13 protein-coding genes are annotated in these 17770 nt (G+C 71.3%); 9 read left to right on the top strand and 4 right to left on the bottom strand.

Features of this window, described 5'->3' with window-relative positions:
* Positions 1 to 341: 341 nt before the first annotated feature.
* Positions 342 to 1346: a hypothetical protein gene (locus tag CY652_RS01455; protein ID WP_102128889.1), complete on the bottom strand. Its 1005-nt coding sequence runs from the start codon at positions 1344 to 1346 to the stop codon at positions 342 to 344.
* Positions 1347 to 1626: 280 nt separating this feature from the next.
* On the opposite strand from CY652_RS01455, the gene CY652_RS24335 reads away from it, so the two are divergent.
* The 7 genes from CY652_RS24335 to CY652_RS01485 all read left to right on the top strand — a co-directional run bounded on the left by CY652_RS24335 (position 1627) and on the right by CY652_RS01485 (position 12240).
* Entirely contained in the window at positions 1627 to 2241 is a 615-nt protein-coding gene (locus tag CY652_RS24335; RefSeq protein WP_180970365.1) for an NmrA family transcriptional regulator, read from the top strand.
* 28 nt (positions 2242 to 2269) lie between these two features.
* Positions 2270 to 2671 carry a hypothetical protein gene (locus tag CY652_RS23725; protein ID WP_146009998.1) on the top strand — a complete coding sequence of 134 codons (402 nt, stop codon included), beginning with the start codon at positions 2270 to 2272 and terminating at the stop codon, positions 2669 to 2671.
* A gap of 226 nt (positions 2672 to 2897) precedes the next feature.
* Positions 2898 to 4091, top strand: a complete 1194-nt coding sequence (wecB, locus tag CY652_RS01465; protein WP_102128890.1) for a non-hydrolyzing UDP-N-acetylglucosamine 2-epimerase — start codon at positions 2898 to 2900, stop codon at positions 4089 to 4091.
* A gap of 119 nt (positions 4092 to 4210) precedes the next feature.
* Positions 4211 to 6490 carry a cellulose biosynthesis cyclic di-GMP-binding regulatory protein BcsB gene (locus tag CY652_RS01470; protein ID WP_258002141.1) on the top strand — a complete coding sequence of 760 codons (2280 nt, stop codon included), beginning with the start codon at positions 4211 to 4213 and terminating at the stop codon, positions 6488 to 6490.
* A gap of 2 nt (positions 6491 to 6492) precedes the next feature.
* Complete coding sequence (locus CY652_RS01475) at positions 6493 to 8760, top strand: glycosyl transferase family protein (RefSeq protein ID WP_258002142.1); 2268 nt, start codon at positions 6493 to 6495, stop codon at positions 8758 to 8760.
* Entirely contained in the window at positions 8757 to 11324 is a 2568-nt protein-coding gene (locus CY652_RS01480; RefSeq protein WP_102129020.1) for an NfrA family protein, read from the top strand. Before CY652_RS01475 ends, CY652_RS01480 begins: the two co-directional genes overlap by 4 nt.
* Positions 11325 to 11334: 10 nt before the next feature.
* Complete coding sequence (locus CY652_RS01485; protein ID WP_258002143.1) at positions 11335 to 12240, top strand: hypothetical protein; 906 nt, start codon at positions 11335 to 11337, stop codon at positions 12238 to 12240.
* Positions 12241 to 12352: 112 nt separating this feature from the next.
* On the opposite strand, the gene CY652_RS01490 is transcribed toward CY652_RS01485, so the two are convergent.
* Positions 12353 to 12988, bottom strand: a complete 636-nt coding sequence (locus CY652_RS01490) for a LysE/ArgO family amino acid transporter (RefSeq protein ID WP_102128891.1) — start codon at positions 12986 to 12988, stop codon at positions 12353 to 12355.
* 99 nt (positions 12989 to 13087) lie between these two features.
* Between CY652_RS01490 and CY652_RS01495 the strand changes: the two genes are divergently transcribed.
* Both CY652_RS01495 and CY652_RS01500 read left to right on the top strand, forming a co-directional pair.
* A complete protein-coding gene (locus tag CY652_RS01495; RefSeq protein ID WP_102128892.1) occupies positions 13088 to 13981 on the top strand; it encodes a LysR family transcriptional regulator ArgP in 894 nt (297 codons plus the stop codon).
* Between the two features lie 581 nt (positions 13982 to 14562).
* Positions 14563 to 15027: a DUF3331 domain-containing protein gene (locus tag CY652_RS01500; protein WP_258002144.1), complete on the top strand. Its 465-nt coding sequence runs from the start codon at positions 14563 to 14565 to the stop codon at positions 15025 to 15027.
* A gap of 392 nt (positions 15028 to 15419) precedes the next feature.
* On the opposite strand, the gene CY652_RS01505 is transcribed toward CY652_RS01500, so the two are convergent.
* Together CY652_RS01505 and CY652_RS01510 are read right to left on the bottom strand one after the other, a co-directional pair.
* Positions 15420 to 16721 (bottom strand): MFS transporter, encoded by a 1302-nt coding sequence (locus CY652_RS01505; RefSeq protein WP_102128893.1) that lies wholly within the window; start codon positions 16719 to 16721, stop codon positions 15420 to 15422.
* A complete protein-coding gene (locus tag CY652_RS01510; protein ID WP_102128894.1) occupies positions 16718 to 17686 on the bottom strand; it encodes a PRC-barrel domain-containing protein in 969 nt (322 codons plus the stop codon). Before CY652_RS01510 ends, CY652_RS01505 begins: the two co-directional genes overlap by 4 nt.
* Between the last annotated feature and the right edge of the window lie 84 nt (positions 17687 to 17770).

Consider the following 17770-nt stretch of genomic DNA (forward strand, 5'->3'; position numbering starts at 1 on the left):
GCCTGCGGCCGTGCTCCGCCGGGACGATGACGCGGGGCCGGCGGGCAGGGGCCGTATGGCCGCCGGCCCTGCCTGAACGGCCTGATTCTAACCGCCAACCATAACAGAAGTAACCGGAGACCCGGCGAGGCGGGCGCTTTGAACGAAGGCGCGACGATTACGGCCGCTTACCGTGCGCGGCCTGCGTCGCCGCCTGGCGCGGCCCGGACGCACGGCGAGGCGCGGGCGAAACGTAGGCGAAACACGGGCAAGGCGCCCGCGAGATCGGCGACGGCGGGCGCCGGCTCGCGGTGGGCGCGACGGCGGCGATGGCCGCACTCAGGCAGCCGCCGTAGCCGTACTCAGGCGGCCGGGGCGTCGCGGCTCTTGCGCATGAAGCGCAGCGCGAAGCGCACGAGCCGCGGCATCGTCTCCGGGCGCAGCAGGCGCCTGTCGTAGCCGGAGAAGCGCCGGTCGTTCTCGGAGAGGCACAGGCGCATCAGCTCGGGCACGCGAATCTCCGTGTCCGACATCGACTTCGCGCCGTTCACGGTGAAGTTGTTGTCCTGCCGGTGCTCGTTGCCCTCGGCGTCGATCGCGCGCGCGAAGCCGAGGCGCTCGCGCAGGAGAAAGCCCCAGACGGCCAGGACCTTCAGCTCGAAGCGGATGCGCTTCCAGAGCGAGAGCCGCGCGCGGTGCCAGGCCACCCAGTTCGCGAACAGCAGGATGTGCCGGCACTCCTCCTGGATGACGGGTTCGAACGTCTCGATCAGCTCGGGCGGAAAGAGGCCGGAGCGGCGCGCGAGCTCGAACAGGCCGAATGCGAAGAAGCTGTCGATGCACTCGCTGTAGCCCGTCACGAGGTAGGCCCACTCGGCGTCCTTCGGAACGCGGTAGGGCGGCTCGCTCGCGAGCGCGATGCCGTAGGCGGCCACCATGCGCGAGAGCACTTCCTTGTGGCGGTTTTCTTCCCAGGCGTTCAGTGCGAGCGCGTCGCGCATCTGCGCGTCGTCGAGCGTGGCCGCGTAGGCCGCCATGCGCAGGCGCGCCTTGCCCTCGGTCTGCACGGCGATGTCCCAGATCGGCAGCGAGACGATACGCTTGAGGGTGGCGGGCTCGAGCTTCGGCCATTCGAGCACGGACGGGCGATACGGGTTGAAGGTTTCGCGAAACATCCGGCAGGTCTCGCGGCGGTGCGCGTCGGAGCCCGGGGTGAGCGGGCCGGGCTCGCTGCTCGTCCAGTGCCGCGTGTTGCGTTCGGCGGCGTCGAGGGCGGCGCGGTCCGGTCGGTGTTGGGGCAATACGGGGGCGATGAAGCCGGGGATGATCTGTTCTGCGTTGAAGGCGTCAGGCACCTGATCGGGCATAGCTGAATCTCTCGTACTGGATCAGAGTCGATGCGATTCTGTCATGGCCCCCGGGATTCTGCAGTCATCCCGGCAACGTTTTCGCGGCGTTCGCCGGGTCGCGTTTGCGTCGCGGCGAAGGCGACGCGACGGGCGCGGCGAGCGTCTGGAGGAATTCGAGGAACGTGCGTACTTTGGCCGGCAGGTGGCGGCGCGACGGATAGAGCGCGTAGAGCGCGAAACGCTCGTCGGCCCAGTCGGGAAAGAGCTCGACGAGCCGGCCGTCGGCGATGAGCGCGCGATGATTGGCGCCGTGCGGGCCGCGCTCGAGGCCGCGCGACCGCGCAGGGTCGTGTGCCTGTCCACGGTCGGCGCGCAGGCCACGCAGACGAATCTGCTGAGCCAGCTCGGCATGATGGAGGCGCAGCTCGGCGAGTTGCCGATGCCGGTCGCGTTCCTGCGCGCGGCCTGGTTCATCGAGAACGTCGCGTGGGATATCGGGGCGGCGCGCGCGAGCGGCGTCGTGCCGAGCTTCCTGCAGCCGCTCGATCGCGTGCTGCCGATGGTCGCGACGGCCGACGTGGGCCGTACCGCCGCGCAGATGCTGCTGGACGACTGGCGCGGCGTGCGCACGGTCGAGCTGGAGGGGCCGCGGCGGCTGAGTCCGGACGATCTCGCGGCGGGGCTCGCGAAGGCGCTGGCGCGCGGCGTGCGCATGGCGCCGGTGCCGCGCGAAGTCTGGGAGGCCACGTTCCGCGTCCAGGGCATGCGCAACCCGCTGCCGCGCATGCAGATGCTCGACGGCTTCAACGCCGGGTGGTTGCGTTTCGAGGCCGACGAAGCCCATACGCGCAAGGGCGAGGTGGCGCTCGATACCGTGCTCGAAGGGCTCGTGAGCGCGCGGCCCGAGGCATGACGGGCGGGTTTCGTGAAAGAGCAGGTTCATGAGCGAACGGACTTTTCGCGGCGAGGCGAGCGTCGCGGTCGTGTCCTCGGCGCCCGGCGGCAGCGTGACCGGCAACGAGCGTGGCGGCTGGGAGGGGTATCGCGCGAGCAAGGCCGTGCTCAACATGCGGATGCGCTCGCGCGTGGCGCGCCGGCCCGCGAATACGCGCGCCCGGCAGGTCGTCGCGCCCGGCGATGGGCACGAACGCGGCACCGCTCGACATCGATACGGACATGCCGGGCGTGGTTTTCGCGCTGGGGCAGCGGAAAGGGACGAGGGGCCTCGTGTTCGTGAACGACCGCGGCGAAATCCTGCCGTGACGATCGCGCCGACCGGCCGGGGCAGGGCAGGTATGATGCGGGCGCAGTTTCGCGCCGCGATTGTCGCGCTGCGCAGATAATTGTGTCGGCGCCGTGGATGCTGAAACGAAACCGGTCGGCCGTCGGCCGAAATAAACAAACTTTCCGGTAGCGTTCGTTGGCTTCGGGACCTGCCGGTCCGGAAGCCGTCAACCGTTTACGGCACGGCGGCGTTGTCGGTTACGGCAACGACGGCGTTGCGCGCGACGGTGCCCGTTTCGTGGCCCGCACTGCACTGCACTGGTAACCCGAACCGGAAAGCTGTCCATGCGTATTCTGTCGATCTTCGGCACGCGGCCCGAAGCCATCAAGATGGCGCCGCTCGTCAGGCGTCTCGAAGCCGAGCCGGGTGTGCAGTCCGTCGTCTGCGTGACGGGCCAGCACCAGACGATGCTCCGGCAGGTGCTCGACCTTTTCGGCATCGTGCCCGACCACGATCTCGAGGCCATGACGGCCGACCAGACGCTCAACGGCCTCGCCGCGCGTCTGTTCGCCGGGCTCGACGGCGTGCTCGCCGCCGTGGCCCCGGACCGCGTGCTCGTGCACGGCGACACGACCACGAGCGCGGCCGGCGCGCTCGCAGCCTTTCATCGCCGCATTCCGGTTGGCCACGTCGAGGCCGGGCTGCGCACCGGCAATCTGCACGAACCGTGGCCCGAGGAAATGAACCGGCGCGTGGTCGACGTGGTGAGCGACCTGCTGTTCGCGCCGACCGCGAGCGCGGCTGCGAACCTGCGGGCCGAGGCGCTCGGCGGCCGCGCCATCGTGACGGGCAACACGGTAATCGACGCGCTGCGTCTGATGTGCGCGCAGCTCGACGGCGACGCCGCGCTGCGCGCGCGGCTCGACGCGCAGTTGCCGTTTCCCGACGACGGCAAGCCGATCGTGCTCGTCACCGGGCACCGCCGCGAAAGTTTCGGCGCGGGTTTCGCCCATATCTGCGCGGCGCTCGCCGCGCTCGCGCAGACCGGCAGGATGCGGATCGTCTATCCCGTCCATCTGAATCCGAACGTGCGCGGCCCCGTGCTTGCCGCGCTCGGCAACGTCCCCCATGTCCACCTGACCGAGCCGCTAGAATATGCCGGCTTCGTGCGGCTGATGCAGCGCGCCGCGCTCGTGCTGACCGACTCCGGCGGGGTGCAGGAGGAGGCGCCGTCGCTCGGCAAGCCGGTGCTCGTGATGCGCGACGTGACCGAGCGCCCGGAGGCGCTGGCGGCGGGCACCGTGCGTCTCGTCGGCACCGACCGCGAGGCGATCGTCGCGGCCGTCATGGCGCTGGTCGACGACGAAGACGAGCGGCGCGCGTTCGCGCGGCGCGTGAATCCCTACGGCGACGGCCGCGCCTCGGAGCGCATCGTGGCCGCGCTGACGGGCAGGCCGTTCGAGCCGTTCGCGAGCGAGGCGCTGCCGGGCTATCGCCATCCGGCGCTGCGCGCCTGGCGGAAGGCGACGGCAGGGTAGCAGCGGCAGCAGGGCGCCGCGGCGGGAAGAAGGAGATGGCCGGATACGCGTCGCGTCGCGGCGCGCGGAGCCGTCCGCATCAGGGCCGTACCCACCACAGCACAGAAGGGGCTTCAGACGTGGTATCCAATCCGACTTCGCGGCGCCGCGCGCCGGGCCGGCTGTTCCTGTCCGCCGTCCGGGCGACGGCGTTCGCCGTGCTCGCCCTGGCGGCCGGGGCGGCGTGGGCCGCCCCGGGCGACCTCGCCGCCGCGTTCGCGCAATTGGGCGCGGGCCGGGTGGAGTCGCGCAGCATCTCGCTCGCCGACCTGGGCGTGACCGGGCCGGTGGTGCTGCGCGCGCCCGATGCGAGCCAGGAGTTCTACTTTCCGGTGCCTGTTGGTCTGCCGATCAGCGGCGCGACGTTGCAGCTCGACGCCCATTACCTGCGCGCCGACGGCGGCCGGACGACCTTCGTGCTCTCGCTCGACGGCACGCCCGTGCTGGCGCGCGGTTTCAGCGATCCCCAGGGCGACGGCTCGGTCAGCATCGGCGTGGACGGCGCGCCGCGGCCGTCGGGGTTCGTGCGCGTCGGGATGCAGTGGTCGTCGGTGCTGAACGACAGCGTCTGCGCCGACCAGACCGCCATCGGTAACCTGTGGCGCGCCGCGCCGACCTCGCGGTTGACCTACCAGTTCGACACGGCCGCCATCGACGACGTGCGCGCCGCCTGGAGCGCGCTGAGGCCCGCCCCGACGCTGCTCGTGGCCGGCCCGCGCGTCTCGCCCGGCGCCTACGACGCCGCGTGGCGCATCGAGGCGCTGCTGATGCGGGCCGGCGACAGCCCGCTGGTGGCCGTGCTGCCGGCGGTCGGCGACACGGTCGACCTGACGGGCGTGAGCGTGCCCGCACCGCTGCAGTCCGTGCCCGCGTTCGCCGCGCTCGCCTCGGGCGGCACGCACCGGATCGCGAGTCCGGCCGAGCTGGGCGCGTTGATCGCGCTCGCGCCGCGCGGCGCGTTCGCGCCCGACGTCGTGGTCTCGGACGAGGCGTTGCGGCAGCGCGTGAACGCGGCGCTCGACGCGTTGCGCGCGCAGGTCGCGGGCGTTTCCGCCGATGCGGCGCCCGCCTTCGACGCCTGGCGCCGCCGCGCTGCCGGCGCGCTCGCCACGCCGCTCGAACCGGGCGAGCTGCGGCTTGCGAGGCTCGGCGGCCAGGCCGAGGTCGTCGTCGGCGACAGCACCGGCGTGGCCGCGCTCTCGCGCACCTGGAATCCCGTCAACGTGGCGGACCGGCTCGTCGTCCATGCGCTCGACAGCGCGCCGAACGTCGGCGCGGGCGGCGACAGCGACCGTCTCGCGCTTGCGCTCGCGGGCGGCACGCCGCGCTCGCTCAACGTGCTGACGAGCGCCGAATGGCAGGCGAGTTTCGATCTCGCCTCGGTGTCGGGCGGCGGCAAGATTCCGCGCCGCGTGGTGCTGGAGCTCGCGGCCGCGCCGGCGTCGAGCCGCAACGGGCAGACCGCGTCGATCTTCTTCAACGGCGTGCTGATCGGCTCGCAGTTGCTCGATACCGACGGCCGCGCCCAGCTCGTCAGCGCGCCCATTCCGCTTTATGCGCTCGGCTCGATCAACCAGTTGCGCGTAGTGTTCCAGCGCCAGCCCGAAGGCGGTTGCCAGCCGCGCGCGGAAGGCTATCCGGCCGCGGTGCTGCCCGGCAGCTACCTCGTGCTCGGCACGGCGTCGCTCGAGGACGACTTCACGGGCATGGTGGCGCGCTTCTCGCAGCAGACGCAGGTGCTCGTGCCCGAGGCGTATCTTGCCGATCCGGCGGCGTCGCTGCCGCGACTCGCGCGGCTCGCCAACGCGGCCGGCGTCGCGCCGACGCGCGCGACGTTCTCGGTCGCGCCCGGCGACGGCGCGGCGCAACCGGCGGGGCCGTTTCTCGCGGCCGACGTCGCGCTGCGCGACGAGACCGCCCGCGCGACGTTCGACGGCGACCGGATGGTGCTCAAGGGCCGTTCGGGCAACACGCTCGCGGACGTTTCGGGGCTCACGGGCATCGGCGTGATCGAGGTGGTGCGCGCGGGCGGCCAGCCGGGCGTGCTTTATCGCACGGTCGGCGCGCGCGCGCCGGTGCTGGGCCCGTCGCTGCATCTGCAGACGGGCGACGTGGCCGTGGTCGACGGCAGCGGCACGCTCCGGCAGTTCGACACGCTGCACGCGGGCGGCGTGCCGACCACGGACGAGTCGAACGTCTGGCTCGGCGGCCATCTGTCGAGCTGGGTGCTGCCGGGCGCCGCGATCGTCCTGTTGCTGCTGCTGATCTGGGCCGCGGGCCGCGCGCGGCGGCGCCGGCGCGCGAAGAGCGCCGCCGCGCAGAAGTCCGGCGCCGGGAACGGGGACCACCGACAGGGCTGACCGTGACTTTCGACGCGTTCAAATGGTGGGCGGCCTATTTCGCCGCCCACTACTACCGCGGCATGGAGTACCTGGCTGCGGTACTGGCCGTGCTCATCCTGCTCTCGAGCCTCGACGACCTGTTCATCGACGTCTGGTACTGGACGCGCCTGACGATCCGCCACTTCACGATCCGGCGCCGCTACCGGCCGCTCACGGTCGAGCAACTGCTCGCGCGCGAGCAGCAGCCGCTCGCGATCGTGGTGCCGGCCTGGCAGGAGGAGGACGTGATCGCGTCGATGGTCGCGGAGCTCGTGCGCGTGCTCGACTACACGAATTACGTGGTGTTCGTCGGCACCTACCGCAACGACGCGCCGACCATCGCCGAGGTGGAGCGCATGCGCCGGCGCTACAAGCAGCTCCAGCGCGTGGAGGTGCCGCACGACGGGCCGACCTGCAAGGCCGACTGCCTGAACTGGATCGTCCAGGCGATCTTTCGCCGCGAGTGCGACACCGGCGTCGAGTTCGCGGGCGTGATCCTGCACGACAGCGAGGACGTGCTGCATCCGCTCGAATTGCGCTTCTTCAACTACCTGCTGCCGCGCAAGGACATGATCCAGCTTCCCGTGGCCTCGCTCGAGCGCGACTGGTTCGAGCTCGTCGCGGGCACCTACATGGACGAGTTCGCGGAATGGCACGCGAAGGATCTCGTCGTGCGCGAGAGCATCGCGGGCGCGGTGCCCTCGGCGGGCGTCGGCACCTGCTTCTCGCGGCGCGCGCTGCTCGCCCTGTGCGAGCAGACGGACAACCAGCCCTTCAACACCGAGACGCTGACCGAGGACTACGACGTCGGCGCGCGGCTTGCCCGCATGGGGATGAACTCGATTTTCGCGCGCTTTCCCGTGCAATTCGCCGCGCGCCGCAAGTCGTGGTTCGGCTTCGGCCGCGAGCGCGACGTCACGCTGACGATGCCGCTGTGCGTGCGCGAGTTCTTCCCCGACACGTTCCGTACCGCCTACCGGCAGCGTGCGCGCTGGACCCTCGGCATCGGGCTGCAGGGCTGGCAGCAGATGGGCTGGCGCGGCTCGCTCGCGAACCGCTACCTGCTGGCGCACGACCGCAAGGGCATCGTCACGTCGTTCGTCGGCATCGTCGCCTACCTGCTGCTCGTGCAGTTCGTGCTGTTCGCGGGCGCGCAGGCGTTCGGCATCGGGCCGCCGCTGATCGCCTCGCCGTTTTCCGATTCGCCGTTCGTCGTCGCGCTGCTCTGGGCCAACGTCGCCGCGTTCGCGACGCGCATCGTCCAGCGCGTGTACTTCGTGACGCGGCTCTACGGCTGGGCGCACGGGCTGCTCTCGGTGCCGCGCATGGTGATCGGCAACTTCGTCAACTTCATGGCCGTCGCGCGCGCCTGGCGGATGTTCCTCGTCCATCTCGCGACGGGCCGGCGGCTTGTCTGGGACAAGACGATGCACGACTTCCCCTCGTCGGACGGCTTCAGGGACCGGCATCAGCGGCTCGGCGAGCTGCTGGTGTCGTGGCAGGCCATCGACGAGGACAAGCTCGCGCTCGCCCTGAAAGCCGAGCACGCGCAGCAGGCTCCGCTCGGCCGCGTGCTGATGGCGCGCGGCTGGCTCGACGAGGAGACGCTCGCCGAGGCGATCGCGTTCCAGGCGGGCCTGCCGCGCGGCCATCTCGACGCGGACCTGCTGCGCGCGCATGCCGGGCAACTGCCGGTCGAACTCGTGGTGCGCCATCGCGTGCTGCCGCAGGGCGAGGACGCGACGGGCCACGCCGTGCTGCTTACCGCGAATCCGCTCGCTGGCGACACGCTCGCGGCCGTGCAGGGCGCCGTGGGCAAACCGGTCGTGCAGCGCATCGCGCGCGAAGGCGAGATCGCCGACGGCATCCGCCTGCTGCTCGGCGCGCCCGTGGTGGGCGCAAGCCGGGCGGAGGACGGGGCGGAAAGCGGGGCGACGTCCGCCGATGAGACCGGGGCGCCGGTCGCTGCCGTTTCCGCCGTGCCTTCCGATGCCGCGTCCCCCGTTTCCGCCGGCGCGGCCGCCGCGCGGCGGCCAGTGCCGCTGCTCGGCGACCTGCTGATCGAGCGCGGCCACGTCCGGCGCGACGCATTCGAGGCGGCGCTGGCGCGCTACAAGCCGGCCGAGCACGGCCGCATCGGCGACTACATGGTCGAGCACGGCGTGATTACGAGCGAGGCGCTCCAGAGCGCGATCGACGAGCAGCAGCGTCTGCGCAACGAAGCGGTGACCGCGCGATGGACGACATGACGCGAGGCGTTTCCGATCCGCTTCCGGCCGGCAGCCGGCGGCGCGCGCTGGGGTGGGTGCCCGGGTTCGCGCCGGGGTTCGCACGGCTGCTATTGCTCGGCATGCTGTGCGCGGGATGCGTCGCATCGGCCCGCGCCGCGCCGCCGGTCGCGCTGCCGTTGCCGCTGGGCGGCGCGGCGTACCGCGTGGCGCAGGAGGGCTACGACGCGTACCGGCAGCGCGACTATGCGCGGGCCGAGGCGCACGCGCGGGAGGCGATTCGTCAGCGGCCCGACGTCGCGTCGCTGCGTCTTTTGCTCGCGAACGCCCAGGCCGCGCAGCGGCGCATGGCCGAGGCGAGTCGCACGCTTGCCGAGGCGATTCGCGCGCTCGGCCCCGACCCGTCGCTCGTCGCGCGGCAACGCGAGATCGACGCGCAACTGGCCGCCGCGCGCGCGGCGCGCCGGGCTGCGGCGGCGGGGACGACGACCGCGGGCGCGGTCAACGGCACGGGCAGCGTGCTGAGCGGGCCGGCCTGGCAGGCGTCGCAGCGCGCCTACGCGGCCTATGCCGCCGGCGACTACGCCGGCGCATTGCGCGCCGCGAACGAAGCGATCGCGCTGCGCCCGGACGTGCTGAACTTGCGGCTGCTCGTCATCGACGCGCTGAACGCGGCGGGTCGCGACGGCGAGGCGTGGCGGGCCGTACTCGATACGACGAACCGCTTCGGCGAGCGCGCGGAACTCCGCCAGCGGCGCCTCGAAATCGGCGCGCGGCTCGCGCCGAAACCGGCCGCCGCGGCGCTGGCCGCCCGGCAACGCGGCGCGTTCGCCGAGGCGGCGGCGTTCGCGCGGCAGGCGATCGGCTACGCGCCCGACCGTCTCGGGTATCGGCTGCAGCTCTTCGATGCGCTCGCCGCGCAGGGCGACATGGCCGGCCTCGAACAGGCCGCGACCGATGCGATCGATGCCGGCGTCGGTCCCGCGCTGATGCTCTACGTGGTGCGCGGCGCCGCGCTTGCCGCGCAGGGCCGCCGGGACGAGGCGGACGCCGACTTCGCGCGGGCGCTGCGGATCGACGGCGGACCCGCGCGCGAGCGCCGCGTGGCGCGTCTCGTCGTGGCGGATGTCTGGACTGCCGACGGCGAGCCGCAGCGCGCGCTCGACCTGCTTGCGCCGCTCAAGCCGGCGGGCGACGACACCGACGCGCTCGTCGCGGAGCGCCGCTACGCCGCGCGCGCTCGGCTGCCGCTGCCGGGTGCGTCAGGTGGGCCGGCGCCCGGCAGCGGCGGTCCCCGGCGCGTCGGGACCACCGTGCTGCCCGTGTTCGACTGCACCGTCGATCCGTACGGCACCGTCTGCGACGTCTATCCGGCGGACTCCGGTTTTGCCGCGCACCGGGCGGCGCTGCTCGCCGCGCAGCGCGGCGACCGGGCGGCCGCCGTCGCCCATGCTCGCGAGGCCGTGGCGGCGGACCCGGGCAGCGCCGTCCATCGCATCGAGCTGATCGACGCGCTCGTCGCCGCCGGCGACGGGACGGGCGCGGCCCGCGCGGCGCGCGACGCGATGAACGCGGGCCTGCTCGACGCGATGTCGCCGCTGCAGGCCGCTTATCTTGCGCAGCGGGCCGGCGACGACCGCCGCGCGTTCGAGTATTTCGCAGCAGCCGACGAGGCCGGGCAACTGCCGCCGGGCTCGTCGGCGGACGCGGCCTACAGCGCCTACCGCGCGCATTTCGACGCGCTGGCCGCGCGCTACTACGCGCGCGCGATCGACTACGGCGCCGCCCCGCCCGCCGGCGTCGCGCCGGCCTCGCTCACGCAGCTCCAGGACCTGCGCAACGCGCATGCCGATGCGACGCGCGACTGGGGCTTCGTCACGTCGCTGAACTACCGCGGGGCGGGCTTGCAGCCCGGCGTCGCGAATGGCTCGGAGCCCGGCGCCTACGACAACTGGCAGGCCGGGCTCGAGGCTTACTGGCGTCCGTTCGGCTCGCTCGGCGACCAGATGTTCGAGGTCTATGCGCGCACCTACACGGACCTCGGCGCCAAGGACAACGAGCCGAGCGGCCTCTCCACGGCGCTCGGCGCCGTGGGCGCGCGCTTCAAGCCGTTGCCGTCGGTCAACGCGGTCGTCGCGTTCGAGCGGCTCGTGCCGCTCGGCTCGCACTCGCTCTCGGACTGGATCCTGCGGCTCGCCTACTCGGGCGGCTACGGCACCGCGCGGCGGCTCGACGTGCCGTCGTGGTGGACCGTGCAGGACTATGCCGAGGTCGGGCACTACGTCAGCAACGGCTGGAACTACGGGACGGGCTATCTCGAGGCGGGCCGCACCTGGCGGCTCGACGGCATCAGTCCGAAGCTCACGGTGTTCCCGTACGGCGTGATCGGCGCCGACTACGATTCGAGCGTCGATCGCAGCATCCCGGTCGGCATCGGCGTGGGCTTCTCGACGCGCTACTGGTTCCGCGACAGCTTCTACGATTCGCCGCGCTCGTACCTGGACGTGTCATTGCAGTACCGCTGGCGGGTCGTCGGCGATACGCGCGGCGGCGGCGTGTTTTTCGGCACGGTCCTGTCTTATTGAGGAAATTCCGATGACGGCAAGCTCGAACGCGAACGCGCATCCGGACCGGCGGCCGAGACCGCCGCGCCGCGAGACGCTCGCTCGTCTCGCGGCGCTGGGTCTTTTCGCGGTGGCCGGCGGCTGCGTGCCGCGGGTCGGCGTGTGGGCCCATGCAGACGCGCTCGCGCAGGGCGTCGTCTGGCAGCCCGACAGCGCGCACCTCGACCTGCACGGCGACTGGGCGCGCCTCGGCGTGAACGAGCTGCTCGTGCAATGGCTCGCCGTCGACGACGTCGCGTTCATGGCCGGCGCGGGCCTGCCCGCTTCGCACGTGCCGGACTGGACGCGCATTGCGAACGAGCCGTGGGCGCGCGGCGTGATCGTCGGGCTGGCCGGCTATTCCGACGAGAAGAAGGCGCGCGCGAACGTCGAGGCGCTCGTCGAGCGCTCGCTGAAGCTCGTGGCCGTGCGGCCGCCCGTACATGTCACGGGCTGGTATTTCCCGGTTGAAGTCGATCCGACCTGGCGCGACGCGCCGAGCCTGGGGCCGCAGCTCGCGCGACTGCCCCGCCCGCTGTGGATCAGCGTCTACGACAACAGCAACATCGGCGGCGCGGCGCTGGCGAACTGGCTCGACGGCTGGCTGCCGCGCGACGTCGGCGTCCTGTTGCAGGACGGCTGCGGCGTCTATGCGCGCGGCCCGGCGGCGGCGCGCGAGTATGCGGACGCGCTCGCGGCGCGTCTCGGCCGCGCGCGCGTGCGAATCATCGCGGAGGCGTTCCGGCCGCGGCAGGGCGGCGGCTTTCGCGCGGCGACGGCGGCCGAGCTTGCGCCGCAACTGGCCGCCTATCGCGGCTATCGCGTCTACCTGTTCGACGGCCCGCACTACGTGTCGCCGGCGCTCGTCGACGCCCTGCTGCGCGAGGAGGCGGGTTAATGCCTGTTGATGCCGACGACGGGTTGGCGCCGGCCGCCGGAAGGGTCGGCGGTCTGGAGCATGGCAACGGCGCTCGGCCCTTCCGGCGGCCAGCCCCTAACGCTTAATGCCCCTAGCGCAATTGCGCGATCGCGATCAGCAGAACCATGCCGCCGATGGCGCCGTCGAGCACGCGCCACGCGAGCGCGCGGCGAAACAGCGGGGCCAGCGCCCGCGCGCCGTAGCCGAGCCCGACGAACCAGATCGCGCTGACCGACATCGCGCCGAGCGCGAAGGCGAGCCGCGCAGGCTGCGGCTCGCGCGCGCCGGCCGTGCCGATCAGCAGGAACGTGTCGAGATAGACGTGCGGATTGAGCCACGTGAACGCGAGCGTCATCAGCACGACCGACGGGCCGCGTTGCGCCGTTTGCGCGGTCGCGTTGCCGGCATCGGCGGTCGTGGTGGTATCGAGCGCCGCATGGCCCGGCCGCAGCGCCCGCCGCAGCGCGCCGAGGCCGAACCACGTCAGCCAGGCGAGCCCCGCGTAGAGCATCAGGTGCACGAAGGCCGGAAAGCGTTCGACGAGCGCCGAGGCGCCGGCCACGCCGGCCGCGATCAGCACGAAGTCCGACAGCGTGCAGAGCACGACGATCTTGCCGACGTGCGAGCGCAGGATGCCCTGGCGCAGCACGAACGCGTTCTGCGCGCCGATGGTGACGATCAGCGAGGCGCAGAGCGCGGCGCCGTTGAAAAACGAAAGCCAGTTCATGGTCGGGGCGGGTTGGACAGTCGGCGAAAACGGCGCTAGTCTGCCGTGTGCTCCGGCCTAAGAAAAGCTAATTCAATTAAACCCGATTAAGGAGCGCTAATGCTCGACTACGCCCTGCTCGACGCGCTCGCCGCTGTGGTGCGCTACGGCTCGTTCGACCGCGCGGCGGGAGCGCTGAACGTCACACCGTCGGCCGTCTCGCAGCGCGTGAAGCTGCTCGAGGAACGCGTCGGCACGGTGCTCGTGAAGCGCGGCCAGCCGTGCCAGGCGACGGCCTCGGGGGCACTGCTGTGCCGCCACGCGGAGCGCGTGCGACTGCTCGAGGCGGAGTTGGGCGGGCGGCTGCCGTCGCTGTCGGCGGGGCTCGACGAAACGCGGCCGACGCTGCGCATCGCCGTGAACGACGACAGCGTCGGCACCTGGTTCGTCGATGCGGTGGCGGATTTTTGCGTGGAGCGCGAGATTCTGCTCGACCTCGTCATCGACGATCAGGACCACACGGCGCAGCGGTTGCGCGACGGCAGCGTGCAGGGCGCGCTGACGACCCAGGCCGAGCCGGTGCAGGGATGCCGCTCGACGCGGCTCGGGCGCATGCGGTATCTGGCGGTCTGCTCGCCGGCGTTTTTCGGGCGCCATTTCGCGCGCGGCGTGTCGGCCGATTCGCTGCGCCGCGCGCCCTGCGTCGAGTTCAACCCGAAGGACCAGTTGCAGAAGCGGTTCATCCGCCGCGTCACGCGCGCTTCCGTCGACGCGCCGCTGCACTGGATTCCGCACGTCGCCGGTTTTCTGCGCGCCTGCCTGAACGGTCTCGGCTGGGGCATGTGTCCGGAGCGCATGGTCGAATCGCATCTCGCGTGCGGCGAGCTGGTCGAGCTCGTGGCGGGGCGCGCGCTCGACGTGGACCTGTACTGGCAGAGCTGGCGGCTTTCGGTCGACTGGCTCGACGACTTCGGCGCGATGCTCAGGCGCCGCGCGGCCGATTATCTCGACTAACGGCGGGCGCGGCCGGCGGATTTATGCCGGATGTATTACAGATCCTTACCGTAAAGCCGGGCTCAGGCAATTGAATCGTGACAACTTGAGGAACTTGACAAAGAATTACACTTTAATTTAATTCACAATTGTCGTATTGCTGGAGTTGAAAATTGGATGTAAAAATCGGTTCGTATTCTCGAATTCGATATTTTCCGCGTCCGGTTTCCGCGCTCTGCAATTGTCCGTGCGGCGAGGCCAGTGTTATGGCGGTCGCGCGCCGGGAGGCGGGTCGCGTTTTTCCGGCGGGCTGTGGGAGCCGTCACATGGCCGCGGACGGTCGGCATCCCGGCGCAGGGTTAAATTTTCCGGTTTCGGGGAAGTCGTCGCCGGCACTCGGAAAAAATGATTCGATGTAAAGAAACCAGTACTCAGGGTATACCGTCATTGCGCCTCGGAACCGTTTTCAGAGTTCAATTAATACCTGAAACATTTTGTTTCAATCTGGGGATTGCGGGACGGACACGCTATAATCCGGACGTGGCTGCGTGCTTATTATCGACCGGCATATTTGAATCGTTTTCACGTGCACGAGGTGCATTATGACGAAATTAGATACCGGCAGCATATGGCAACAAACCATCGACCTTCTCGTCGGCGGGGCCGGCGACTGGGATTCGGAGGACGACGAGGCGGGCCCGTACAGGGCGCTCCCGATGCGCCCGCTGCATGACGCTGGGCACGGCCGCCAGTGTGCGGTCCGCAACTGGGATGCGCAGGGCATCACGCTGATTCGTCGCCACGATCCGGAGAGCATCACCGTCTGCTGGAGCGATCCGACCTACGGTCGCTATTCCGACCAGCTCTGGCGGGTCTGCACGGCCCGGCGCAGCGCGATCTGCGCGCTGACGGGCGAAAAGATCCGGCGCGGCGACGCCGTGTTCCGCCCCAGTCCGAACCGGCGCCATCGCCCGGCCAACGCCGATGCGATGATTCTCGCCAGCAAGCTCGATCATTTCGTCAAGGGCGTGAGTACCGTCCGCTTCGACGAGGCGCTCGCCGCGTAAGGTGCCAGGCGACTGGCCCCCAGCCGGCCGCCGGCGCGCCGTCCTGCGCGTGCCGCGCGCGGATGCCTGGAGCATTTCCGCCGACGCGCGGCCCCGCGCGTTACCGGCATCTTTTCCGGTATCTCCTTTCGCAGCGGTCTTCCTCGCGCCCGCACGTGGACCCCGGCCGCAACGGCATGCCCGTTGCGGCCGGCCCGTTTGGCGGCCAGCCTCACGACGGATATTTCAAAACGGATATTTCAAAAGCCAGGGGAACGTGACTTGCCGGCCGCATTGCGGTGTCGCTCGTCGCCTGTCTGGGCCGGCGCAAAAAATTGGCGCTCCCCGTTCCTTGAACCGCACAGCCGGCAACGCACGTTCGCAAGCCTGTTATTGGCGTGAACAGGTCCTGCCTAGTCGGCCTGAGGTTGCGTCGATGGCTGCTCGTCGTCCTTGTAGGCGTCGCGCGTTTCGGGCATGGCGAACCACACCATCAACACCGCGAGCGCGCCCGCGGCCGCGAGACCGAAGAAGCTCACGGTGTTGCCGCAGCGGTCGGCGATGAAGCCCGCGAGCGTGGTGCTGAGCGTCGCGCCGATGCCGGCCGCGAGGCCGAACAGGCCGATGCACAGGTTGTAGCGGCCTTTGCCGCCCGCGACATCGGCGGCGATGAGCGGCAGCATTACGCCGAACACGGCCGCGCTCAGGCCGTCGAGCAACTGCACCGGCACCAGCAGATAAGGATTGCCGATGCCCGCGAACAGCAGCGCGCGCGCCGGCAGCGCGCAGAAGCCGAGAATCAGCACGGGCCGGCGGCCCCAGCGCTCGGCGGTGCGCCCGACCCACGGCGACATCAGCGCGACGATGGCCTGGGGCACGATGATGCATGCCGCGATCACGAGTTGCACGTTGTCGCCCATGCCGGCCGTCACCTCGCCGGCCGCGAGGTTCAGCATCGCGGCGTTCGAAAGATGGAACAGCACCACGCAGGCGGCGAAGATCAGCATGCGCCGGTCGCGCAGCAGGTCGAGCAGCGTTTCGCGTGCCTCGCGCGGCGGGGGGGACGGGGGCGCCGCGACCGGGACGGTTTTCGCCGTGCCGCCGGGCTCGCGCCGTTGCGCGAGGTCAGCGGCCGGCCGCGGCGCCGCGCGGGTCTGCCGGATCAGGGCGAGCACGCCGAGCGCGGGCACGGCGAGCGCGGCGGTCAGCCAGAACACGGCGCGCGGCGACAGGTATTCGCCGCACAGCCCCATCAGTCCCGCCGCCACGGCGCTGCCGATCGACGCCCAGCGCGCGTTGCGGCCGAGCCGGTTGCCGAGCGCCTGGCGGCCCACCAGCGCGAGCGAGAGCGCGGCCATTGCCGGCACCAGCATGCAGCTCGCGAAGCCGTGGAACACCTCGGCGGCCATGACGGGCACGACGGTCGGACTCGTGGCCAGCAGCATCGCGCTCAGGATGATGGCGCCGATCGCCCACGCGGCGGCGGCCTTCTTGTCGCGCAGCGCGTCGACGGCCGCGCCGCCCGGCACCTGGCTCACCATCGCGCTGATCGTGCCGACCGAAAGCGCGAGGCCGATCTCGCCCTGGGTCCACTTGTGGGACGCGAGGTACGACGCGATGAACGGGCCGAAGCCGGTTTGCACGTTCGCGACGAAAAAATTCAGCCAGTCGAGCGCGCGCAGACTTCGGGGGTCGGCCTGAAGACGCTCCGTCATTGGGCACCGTGCGCGTGGGCGGCGGCGGCCGGCGCCTTCGGTACCACCGGCGACACGGCCTGCACCGGCTCGTTGGCGGTGTAGGGCGGCGAGGCGTTGACCTGGGCGTCGGACAGCTCGAGCTGGGCCTCGAGCACCTTGTTCTTCGTGACGAAGTGCAGCGCCGACCAGTCCGCCGCGATCATGCGGCGCGTCTGCATGATGCCGCTCACGTCGAGCACGACGGCCTGCGGGTTGGCGGCGCCGTCGAGCACCACGTCCACGACGCGGCCGACCCGCGAGCCGTTCGCTCGCTCGACGAACGTGTCGAGCATCGGCAGCCGCGTCGACGTGGCCGGCTCGGGCCCCGGCTGCGGCGTGCCGGGGCCGGGCCGGTCCGGCGACGGCTGCTGGTTGGGCGCGAGCATCAGCGTGATGGCCGGCGTTTTCGGCTCGGTGTTGATGCGCACGACGTTCCACGGAAAGCGCGCCTTGCGGTCGCCGATGCCCATGAAGCCCTGCAGGTTGACGACGACCGCGACGGGCCGGCCGTCCGGATCGGCGACGAGATCGACGGCGCGCCCGACCACCTTGCCGTCGGGCTTTTGCACCTTGCTGTCGAGCAGCGTGCGCGTGCCGGCGCGCTCGAGTTCGCGCGTCTCGATGATCGGCGCGGGCAGGGGCGAAGGCGCCGGCGGCCGGGGCGCCGGGCGCGGCGGCGCCGGGCGGCGCCGGCGCAGGCGCGGATGCCAGATGTGTCTCGGCGCGGGGCGCGGCTCGACTTCGGGGGCGCTGGCGACGACGGGCGGAGGCGGCGCGACGACGGGCGCGCTGGCGACTTCGGGGGCGCTGGCGACGACGGGCGGCGGAGCGGGCGGGGCGGGCGGCGGAGGCGGACGAAACAGGCTGCAGCCGGACAGCGCGGCGAACAGCAGGACGACGAGTCCGCGCACGCCGGCAGCGGGACGTGAAAAACCGCCTCTCATCAACGGGAACTCCTTGAGCAGCCAGGGAAGGCGCGCGGCGCGCGCGCCGCGAAACGGCCCGGATCGGGATACGCGTGAGAGTGT

Source organism: Burkholderia sp. WAC0059 (genome assembly GCF_002870125.1).
In the GTDB taxonomy this organism is placed as follows: Bacteria; Pseudomonadota; Gammaproteobacteria; order Burkholderiales; family Burkholderiaceae; genus Paraburkholderia.

Excerpts from the sequence above, each read along its gene's own strand:
- CY652_RS01455 (WP_102128889.1), bottom strand. The coding sequence starts at position 1,346 with ATGCCCGATCAGGTGCCTGACGCCTTCAACGCAGAACAGATCATCCCC.
- CY652_RS24335 (WP_180970365.1), top strand. The coding sequence starts at position 1,627 with ATGATTGGCGCCGTGCGGGCCGCGCTCGAGGCCGCGCGACCGCGCAGG.
- CY652_RS23725 (WP_146009998.1), top strand. The coding sequence starts at position 2,270 with ATGAGCGAACGGACTTTTCGCGGCGAGGCGAGCGTCGCGGTCGTGTCC.
- wecB (WP_102128890.1), top strand. The coding sequence starts at position 2,898 with ATGCGTATTCTGTCGATCTTCGGCACGCGGCCCGAAGCCATCAAGATG.
- CY652_RS01480 (WP_102129020.1), top strand. The coding sequence starts at position 8,757 with ATGACGCGAGGCGTTTCCGATCCGCTTCCGGCCGGCAGCCGGCGGCGC.
- CY652_RS01485 (WP_258002143.1), top strand. The coding sequence starts at position 11,335 with ATGACGGCAAGCTCGAACGCGAACGCGCATCCGGACCGGCGGCCGAGA.
- CY652_RS01490 (WP_102128891.1), bottom strand. The coding sequence starts at position 12,988 with ATGAACTGGCTTTCGTTTTTCAACGGCGCCGCGCTCTGCGCCTCGCTG.
- CY652_RS01495 (WP_102128892.1), top strand. The coding sequence starts at position 13,088 with ATGCTCGACTACGCCCTGCTCGACGCGCTCGCCGCTGTGGTGCGCTAC.
- CY652_RS01500 (WP_258002144.1), top strand. The coding sequence starts at position 14,563 with ATGACGAAATTAGATACCGGCAGCATATGGCAACAAACCATCGACCTT.
- CY652_RS01505 (WP_102128893.1), bottom strand. The coding sequence starts at position 16,721 with ATGACGGAGCGTCTTCAGGCCGACCCCCGAAGTCTGCGCGCGCTCGAC.
- CY652_RS01510 (WP_102128894.1), bottom strand. The coding sequence starts at position 17,686 with ATGAGAGGCGGTTTTTCACGTCCCGCTGCCGGCGTGCGCGGACTCGTC.